The sequence below is a fragment of the Mesorhizobium sp. M0659 genome (assembly GCF_040320605.1).
Classification (GTDB): domain Bacteria; phylum Pseudomonadota; class Alphaproteobacteria; order Rhizobiales; family Rhizobiaceae; genus Mesorhizobium.
The window spans coordinates 137,523-145,575 of sequence record NZ_JAMYPY010000016.1; the positions used below are offsets into that span (position 1 = coordinate 137,523).

Annotated in this window: 8 protein-coding genes; 3 read left to right on the top strand and 5 right to left on the bottom strand. The window is 62.9% G+C overall.

Features of this window, described 5'->3' with window-relative positions; translation table 11 throughout:
• Positions 1–155 precede the first annotated feature (155 nt).
• On the top strand, positions 156–2,378 hold the full coding sequence (locus NKI31_RS23595; protein WP_352652653.1) for an AMP-binding protein: 2,223 nt from the start codon (positions 156–158) through the stop codon (positions 2,376–2,378).
• A 160-nt stretch (positions 2,379–2,538) separates the two neighbouring features.
• On the opposite strand, the gene pssA is transcribed toward NKI31_RS23595, so the two are convergent.
• Positions 2,539–3,354, bottom strand: a complete 816-nt coding sequence (gene pssA, locus NKI31_RS23600) for a CDP-diacylglycerol--serine O-phosphatidyltransferase (RefSeq protein WP_023672701.1) — start codon at positions 3,352–3,354, stop codon at positions 2,539–2,541.
• 3 nt (positions 3,355–3,357) lie between these two features.
• Positions 3,358–4,416, bottom strand: coding sequence for a phosphatidylserine decarboxylase (locus NKI31_RS23605; RefSeq protein WP_348528142.1), 1,059 nt, complete (start codon positions 4,414–4,416; stop codon positions 3,358–3,360).
• Between NKI31_RS23605 and NKI31_RS23610 the strand changes: the two genes are divergently transcribed.
• On the top strand, positions 4,322–5,002 hold the full coding sequence (locus NKI31_RS23610; RefSeq protein WP_352652655.1) for a lysozyme inhibitor LprI family protein: 681 nt from the start codon (positions 4,322–4,324) through the stop codon (positions 5,000–5,002). The genes NKI31_RS23605 and NKI31_RS23610 overlap by 95 nt on opposite strands.
• An 11-nt stretch (positions 5,003–5,013) precedes the next feature.
• On the opposite strand, the gene NKI31_RS23615 is transcribed toward NKI31_RS23610, so the two are convergent.
• Positions 5,014–5,763, bottom strand: a complete 750-nt coding sequence (locus NKI31_RS23615) for a hypothetical protein (RefSeq protein WP_352652656.1) — start codon at positions 5,761–5,763, stop codon at positions 5,014–5,016.
• Complete coding sequence (locus NKI31_RS23620) at positions 5,670–6,272, bottom strand: DMP19 family protein (RefSeq protein WP_352652657.1); 603 nt, start codon at positions 6,270–6,272, stop codon at positions 5,670–5,672. The genes NKI31_RS23615 and NKI31_RS23620 overlap by 94 nt, the downstream gene beginning before the upstream one ends.
• A 226-nt stretch (positions 6,273–6,498) precedes the next feature.
• Here NKI31_RS23620 and NKI31_RS23625 point away from each other — a divergent pair, with 226 nt between their 5' ends.
• Positions 6,499–7,389 carry an SMP-30/gluconolactonase/LRE family protein gene (locus NKI31_RS23625; protein WP_352652658.1) on the top strand — a complete coding sequence of 297 codons (891 nt, stop codon included), beginning with the start codon at positions 6,499–6,501 and terminating at the stop codon, positions 7,387–7,389.
• Here NKI31_RS23625 and NKI31_RS23630 read toward each other — a convergent pair.
• A complete protein-coding gene (locus NKI31_RS23630) occupies positions 7,368–7,703 on the bottom strand; it encodes an antibiotic biosynthesis monooxygenase (protein ID WP_023685667.1) in 336 nt (111 codons plus the stop codon). The genes NKI31_RS23625 and NKI31_RS23630 overlap by 22 nt on opposite strands.
• Positions 7,704–8,053 lie beyond the last annotated feature (350 nt).

Below are 8,053 nucleotides of genomic sequence, written 5' to 3' on the forward strand. Positions count from 1 at the left end.
AACATTTCAAGGCCTGCGTTTGGGTAATTGCTTGGTGAGGTCAGGTGGAACACCGCTCCCTCGCACCCGCGCATTGACCTTGCTCCCCATTGCGCTACCCTCTGCTCTCGAAGCGGACGAAGAGCCGCATACCGGACCGTTGGGAGAGACGCGGCATGATCCTGACACTGGCGCTGCTTGCAGGCCTCGTGCTGGCCTGGCTGCTGATTGGCGCGATCGAGACGTTTCGTCTCGACCTGCGCTTTACCCAGGCGCTACTCTATGTGCCGTTCAAGCTCACCTACCGGATCGATGACCGGCGCATCCGAATTGCCCGCAACGCGCCGACGCCGGTGATCTATGTGGTCTCGCACCAGTCGCGCTTCGAGCCGGCGATGATGCTGTCGCTGCTGCCCGACGACACGCTGCACATTCTCGACGAGGCCTCGGCGCGCTCGCCCTGGCTGGAGCCATGGCGCGAGCTTGGCCGCACCATCGCCTTCAACGCCGAGCATCTCTTCGTCAGCCGGCGGCTGGTCAGGGTGCTGAAGGGTAAAGGCCGGCTTGCCGTCTATCTGCCCGATGACGTCGAGCCCGATGTGAAGGCGTTTCGCCTGTTCCGCGCCGTCACCCGCATCGCCATGCAGGCTGACGCCCGCATCGTGCCGATCTTCGTCGCCGGCGCGCGCGACCTGCCGGTTTCTCTGACGCCAAAGGATCGGGCGCCCCGCCACTGGTTCCCAAAACTCTCGATCAGCGTGCTGGAGCCGATGACGGTTGCCGAACTGGTGGCGCGCAACCCCGACCAGGCTTCCAACACAAATGCGTTGTTCGACCGCATCGCCGAGGCGCGGCTTTATGGCAGCAACCTCGATCGCGGCCTGTTCCTGGCCATGCGCGATGCCGCCGATCGCACCGGCGCCTCGCATCCGATCATCGAGGATGTGATCAGCGGCTCGCTCAGTTATCGAAAGATGTTCATCGGCGCGCGCGTTCTCGGCCGCCGTTTCGAGGCTATAACGTCACCCGGCGAAGCGGTCGGGGTGTTGCTGCCCAACGCCAATGGCGTGGTGCTGTCCTTCGTCGGCCTGCTCTCGGGAGCCCGTGTGGCGGCGATGATCAACTACACGGCGGGGCCGGCCAGCGTCACCGCCGCGGTGCGCACCGCAGTCATCCGAACGGTGGTTTCCTCGCGCGCCTTCGTCGAGAAGGCGGCGCTTGCCGACATCATCGCCGCGGTCGAGGCCGGCGGCGCCAAAATGCTGTGGCTGGAGGATGTGCGCGCAAGCGTCACGACGCTGGAAAAGCTCGCAGCAGCGGTGCTGTGGCGGTTCCCGCTGCAGCGGCAGGATGCGGCCAAGCCCGCCGCAATCCTGTTCACCTCAGGCTCGGAAGGCACGCCCAAGGCCGTGGTGCTGTCGCACCGCAATCTCCACGCCAACGCCATGCAGGCCGAGGCGCGCATTACCATTTCGCCGTCCGACATCCTGCTCAACGTGCTGCCGGTTTTTCACTCTTTCGGCCTGACCGGCGGTACCATCCTGCCGCTGGTGACCGGGGTGAAACTGTTCCTCTACCCGTCACCGCTGCACTACAAGATCATCCCGGAGATCGCCCGCAAGGTGAAGCCGACCATCATGTTCGGCACCGACACTTTCCTTGCCAACTATGCCCGCACCGCCAAGGATGGCGATTTCTCCAGCCTGCGCTTCGTCGTCGCCGGCGCGGAAGCGGTGAAGCCGGAGACGCGGCGCGTTTATCGCGAGCGCTTCGATGCCTCGATCATCGAGGGGTTCGGGCTGACGGAGGCCGCTCCCGTCGTCGCCGTCAACACCGCCATCCATGGTCGCGACGGCACGGTCGGACGGCTGTTGCCGGCGATGCGCATGAAGCTCGAACCGGTCGAGGGTATCGAGGGTGCCGGCCGCCTGTGGCTCGACGGGCCGAATTTGATGATGGGCTACATGACCGCTGACCGGCCCGGCGAATTGCAGCCGCTGGACGGCTGGCACGACACCGGCGACATCGTCTCGGTCGACCGCGAAGGCTTCATCACCATTCGCGGCCGGGCAAAACGCTTCGCCAAGATCGCTGGCGAGATGGTGTCGTTGGGCGCCGTCGAGATGCTGGTGCAGTCGCTGTGGCCGGAAGAGCGCCACGCCGCGGTGGCGGTGCCGGACAAGAGGCGCGGCGAGCGCATCGTGCTGGTCACCACCGCCGACGACGCCGATCCGGAAGAACTGCGCGCCTTCGGCAAGAAGGCAGGTGCGGCCGAACTGATGGTGCCCAACGACATCGTCAAGGTCGGGGAGATCCCGGTGCTGGGTTCCGGCAAGACGGATTATGTCTCGACGCGGAACCTGGCGATCGAGAAGCTGGGGCTGGGCCTGGCGGCTTAGCGTATCTCCCTCCTTGAGGGGGAGATGGCCGGCAGGCCAGAGGGGGTCGCCTCGCGTGAAGCGCCGACGTCCTCTTCGCTCAAACGAGGTCGCGTCCGGGGCGTGCCGACCCCCTCTGTCGCCTTCGGCGACATCTCCCCCTCAAGGGGGGAGATAACAACTACCCAATATCCGACGGCGGCACTTTTTCGCCCTCGCGCTTGGCGCGCTTCGAATACGCCCGCACGCTGAAAGGCAGGAAGATGAGATAGCCTGCGACAGAGGCGGTCAGCGTGTACCAGGGATAGGTCATCAACAGCAGGACGTAGAGAACGACCGCCAGGATGATCGGCAGCACCTTGTCGCCCGGCACTTTCAGGCTTTTGCCGGAATAGACCGGCAGCCGGCTGACCAGCAGGAAAGCGACCAGCACAGTGAAGCCGGTGGCGACGAATGCCGTCAGGCGGTCCGGCTCGAGACCGAGCCGCAGGAAGGACAGATAGAGCGGCAGCATAACCAGCACGGCGCCGGCCGGTGCCGGCACGCCGACGAAGTATTCGCTCTGCCAGATCGGCCGGTCATGGTCTTCGTCGAGCACGTTGAAGCGCGCCAGCCGCAGGCCACAGGCGATGGTGAACAGAAGGGCTGCGATCCAGCCGAAGGAGCCGGCGCGGTCGAGCAGGAAGGCGTAGAGCACCAGTGCCGGCGCGACGCCGAAATTGACGATGTCGGCCAGCGAATCCATCTGCGCGCCGAATTTGGATGTCGCCTTCAACATGCGCGCCAGGCGCCCGTCTATGCCGTCCAGGAAGGCGGCGAGCAGCACCATCACCACGGCCGGCTCGAAACGGCCCTCGAAGCCGAAGCGGATGCCGGACAGGCCGGCGCAGATGGCAAGCACGGTGACCAGATTAGGCAGCACCATGCGCATCGGAATTTCGCGGATGCGCGGGCCGCCGCTGCCATGGGCCTCGAACTTTTTGAACGGCGCGCCCACCGCTTACGAAATCCTGACGAGCGGGGTTGCGGCGACGCCGCCGAATTCGGCGAGCACGGTTTCGCCGCCGACCGCCGTCTGGCCGACGGCGACGCGCGGCACCGCGGTTGACGGCAGGAAGACATCGACGCGCGAGCCGAAGCGGATCAGGCCAAAGCGTTCGCCGACGGCAATGGAGCCGCCGGTCTCGGCCCAGCAGACGATGCGGCGCGCCACCAGGCCGGCAATCTGCACGGCGACAACGATGCCGTTGGGACTGTCTATGACCAGCCCGTTGCGCTCGTTCTCCGAGCTTGCCTTGTCGAGTTCGGCATTCAGGAACTTGCCCGGCCGGTGCTCGATTTTGGTGATGCGGCCGCGCACCGGAGCGCGGTTCACATGGCAGGAAAAGACGTTCATGAACACCGAGATGCGGGTCATCTCGGTGTTGCCGAGGCCAAGCTCGCGCGGCGGCACGGCCGGGCCGACCGCCGAGATGACGCCGTCGGCGGGACTGACCACCAGCCTGTCATCGACCGGGGTGACACGCTCGGGGTCACGGAAGAAATAGACGCACCAGGCGGTCAGGATCAGGCCGATCCAGAACAGCACCGAGGAGAAATAGCCGAGGAACAGCGTGCCCGCACCAAAGGCGGCAATGAACGGATAGCCCTCGCGATGGATCGGAACGAAGGCATTCTTGATCGAATCGACAAGGCTCATCGGATGGGGCTCATGGGATGGGGGCGGTCCCTGTTTCAGGTCCGGCCTCAATACCGGAAAGGCTCCGCTGCCGCAACGCAACATTGGGCAAGGCCGCATCGTCCGCAGCCGGCAGGAACGGTGACGTGCTTGCCTGCCGCCGGCTTTGCCGCCAGAATTCGGGCCAACGCCGGCTGAACGCGCGGCGAAAAGGCCGACTGCCATGGCGCCAAATTCAGGCAAAACGTATCTTGTTGCCATACGATCGGCAGCCGTGGGTGCCGTTTTGACCGTACTTGTGGCAGCGAGCGACCACGCAGTTGCGCAAGGCAAGCCATCCTTCGACTGCGCCAAGGCCGCCAGCTTGGCGGAAAAGGCCATTTGCGCCGATCCGGTCCTGGCGCAAGCCGATGCCGACGTCGCGAAGAATTATACCGCGCTGCTGAAGAGGCTCGATGCTCATGCCGGGAAGGCGCTGCGGGACGACCAAAGCGATTTCATCGCCTATCGCGATCAGATCGCCGGTTTCAACGAAAGTTCGCCCAAGAACCAACAGACTTTCGATCTCGGCGAATTCCTGCGCGACCGCGCAACCTTCCTGTCCGGCAAACGCAAGCCCCCCGATGCAGGTTTGATCGCCACATGGAGCAGCGTGCGCGGCAGCGTCGACATCAAGGCTGTTGGCGGAGGCAAGGTCGAAATCTCGGAAGATGTCGTTTCCAATCCAGTCTCGGGAAGTGGGTCATGCGAGATCGACGGCACGGTCGAGGAGCGCAACACTCTGCGGCTGGTCGACCGTGCCGTCGACAACGACAACCCAACCGGTTTTGTCTTTACCTTTCGACGCGACGGCGATGCGCTTGTCGTCGAGCAGAGCGGCGCCGGCAAGGATGGCAGATCGGAGCCCCTGTCATGCGGTGCCAACGGCCATGCCGATGGCATGTTCTTCCTGACGGAGAAAAAGTAGGCTTGCTGTCGCTAACCCGCCGCAGCGGAGCGATCAAAGTGGGCATTGAGCTCGGCCATAGCGGCCTCAGCGAGGCTTTCATCATCCTTGCCGCGCAAGAGCACACCGCCGTTCCGCAACGATTGGAAAAGGAAGACTTGGCCTGATGCCAGCACCACCCAATTCACGATTGCTCCTTCCTCCTTCTGCACCACCGAATTCGCAGAAACGATGGCATCCGTCGGGTCGAAGCCTGCCTTGCGGAGCAGGAGGTCGACGGCGGCGGGAGCATGGTATTGTTCCGCCAGCTCAATGACCGCTGTGATCTCGGGCTCTTCAGCAATGCCAAGCTTGGCGCCAACTTTCGGGGCGTTAGCCGCTAGCGGGCTCTCGCCTGGCGGTATGACAAGCAACTCTTCTGGAGCGATGTACTCGTAAACCGTGACGTGTGTCTCCGTCGCACTGCATAGTCGGGTCTTCTTCGCGCTGGTCTGAAGTTGAAAAACCAGCTGTTTCTCTCCTTCTATGTTCAGCATCCTTGCCATGCCGAACGCGATTTTGATCTCGGGCGGCGCGATCTTGGCGCAGGCAAGGCCGGCCCCGACATCGCGCCAGCTCAAGATCATCTGGCCTGCCAAGTTGCCAACGGACTTATGAGGAAGCCTGCCTTCGCGCTTCGGATTGGCCATCACCAGCCGGTGTATGACGTCGTCGTAATCGTCACTATCGACAACTTGCAGATCAGGCCATGACGCGATCCAGCGCGCCAAAAGGTTTTCCATGGGCGCGGCCTCATCGCAACGTAGAACGCATGATCAAGTGTATCGAGAAAATCATCCCGCCCGCCCTCGAAGCCCGTCTGCTGGGCGGCTTCGTTGGGATGGTCTGCAATCCAGCTGGACATCTTTTCCAAAGTCGCAAGCTGGCCCTTTGCGCCACAAGCAGTGAGTCCAGCTCGTGCGTTGGCAATCATGGCGCCGATTTCCTGCCCGGCATTGTGGATGAATTGACTATGGCCGCCGTTCTTTACCTCCGAAGAGTACGAGTCGGCATGAAGGACCTGCATCGCCTTGGTGTCGATTTCGGGATAATGATAGAGTCCTTTGGAAACCATCGCTGTGACGAATTGCATGACAGCGAAGACGAGAAAAAACGGCTCTTCATCAGGATTCTCGACGTTCGAACGCAGTACGACGACTGGCAACGGCAGGCCGAATTCCAACTGCTTTCCAGAATCTGATGCCGACTTCTCGGGCGTTTTCTTGGATTTGCGGGAAAAGAAACCGAACATCGAAAATACTCTCTTGGTCGCAAAACTTGCGCGAACGGGTTATTTCCGACGCGACAATATCAGCTGCCCTCAAGGATTAAAGGCACTCTGATCCAGAGGCATTCGCACGATGGTTTGCCGAAATTGTCGACGGTCATGTCGGGGCGCCATAGATTCACACGTCCTTGGCAGGAAAGCGCTTCGCGACAATGCCGAATTGCGGCGAGTCGACAAAGCAGGGTCAGAGATGCCATCCTCGAAATCAGTCGCCCTGAACGCCAAGGTCATTACAGAAGGCCTCGCTTTCGGAGAGTCTCCCCGCTGGCACGACGGACGCCTGTGGCTCTGCAACTGGGGAACCGGAGAGATCGTCGCGGTGGATGAGGACGGCGGGAACCAGGTGATGCTCACCGTGCCGGCCATCCTGCCTTATTCGATCGACTGGTTGCCGGATGGCCGATTGCTGATCGTCTCGGGTCGGGATGGCTTGTTGCTGCGGCAGGAGGCGGACGGGACGCTCGCCACCCATGCCGATTTGAGAGAACTGTCAAAGAGCCCGTGGAACGAGATCGTCGTCGACGGGCGCGGCAACATCTATGTCAATGGCGGCGGGCCGGCGCCGGCGCCGGGCGAACATTTCGGTCCGGGCACCATCGTGCTGATCGCGCAGGACGGGTCGGTCCGCGAAGTGGCCAAGAACATCGCTTTCGCCAACGGCATGGCGGTGACGCCGGACAACAGGACACTGATCGTGGCGGAGTCGCATGCCAACCGGCTGACCGCCTTCGATATCGCGGAGGATGGCGGGCTTTCCAACCGCCGGGTCTGGGCCGATCTCGATGGCTTTCCCGACGGCATCTGCCTCGATGCCGAAGGAACTGCCTGGTATGCGGATGTTCCCAACAAACGCTGTGTGCGGGTGCGCGAAGGTGGTGAGGTCTTGCAGTCCGTCAATGCCGATCGCGGCTGCTTTGCCTGCATGCTCGGCGGCCTGGATGGCAAGACGCTGTTCATCGTCGCCGCCCAATGGCGCGGCTTCGAACATATGATCAGCGATGCCCGCACCGGCCAGGTGCTGAGCGTCGAGGCGCCAGCACCTGGCACGGGCTGGCCCTCCTACATCTCAGGCAGACGCTGATAGTTGGCGATATCGGCCTTCACACCCAGCCGGGCAATGGTCTCCTGCGGGTTGAAGCCCGCCCGCTCGTGGGCCGCCTTGACGATCGGCACGACATTGTCGACGGCCGCCTGGTTTTCCCATTCGACAATGGTGACTAGGTTGAACTCACCCGGACCCGAAAATTGCTCGAGCACGAAATCCTGGACGAAGCCTTGCTGCAGGCGCAGCAGTTCATGCGTTGCCCTGACCTTGCGAAGGATTTCTTCACGGGCCTCGGCAGGAACGACGAATTTGTCGACCCTGAACACGGCTGCCTCGGCAAGTTTATCCATTTGAATCTGTCTCCGTTCTTGAATGACTTGGGTTCGGTGGCTCAGGAACGGGTTTGCGATCTCAACTTAGGTTGAGGTCAAGGGGAAATTTTCGGTGGTGATGATGGCGACGACGCTGCATATCTCCCCCCTTGAGGGGAGATGGCCGGCAGGCCAGAGGGGGTCGGTTCGACTGGATGCGCCCCCTTGCGACCGATGAAGGTTAGCGCTCCACGCGCGGTGACCCCCTCTGTCGCCTTCGGCGCCCCTAGACCCCACAACGGGGGGGCTAGGCGCGCCCCCCCCGAGGGGCCCCCCGAAGTCCGCCCGGGCCCCACCCCCCCCCCCTCATCCCGCGCCCGGGGCACACC

Bases quoted from the DNA above. Each gene is read 5' to 3' on its own strand.
- NKI31_RS23595 (WP_352652653.1), top strand. From the start codon at position 156: ATGATCCTGACACTGGCGCTGCTTGCAGGCCTCGTGCTGGCCTGGCTG.
- NKI31_RS23630 (WP_023685667.1), bottom strand. From the start codon at position 7,703: ATGGATAAACTTGCCGAGGCAGCCGTGTTCAGGGTCGACAAATTCGTC.
- NKI31_RS23615 (WP_352652656.1), bottom strand. From the start codon at position 5,763: ATGGAAAACCTTTTGGCGCGCTGGATCGCGTCATGGCCTGATCTGCAA.
- NKI31_RS23605 (WP_348528142.1), bottom strand. From the start codon at position 4,416: ATGGCCTTTTCCGCCAAGCTGGCGGCCTTGGCGCAGTCGAAGGATGGC.
- NKI31_RS23625 (WP_352652658.1), top strand. From the start codon at position 6,499: ATGCCATCCTCGAAATCAGTCGCCCTGAACGCCAAGGTCATTACAGAA.
- NKI31_RS23620 (WP_352652657.1), bottom strand. From the start codon at position 6,272: ATGTTCGGTTTCTTTTCCCGCAAATCCAAGAAAACGCCCGAGAAGTCG.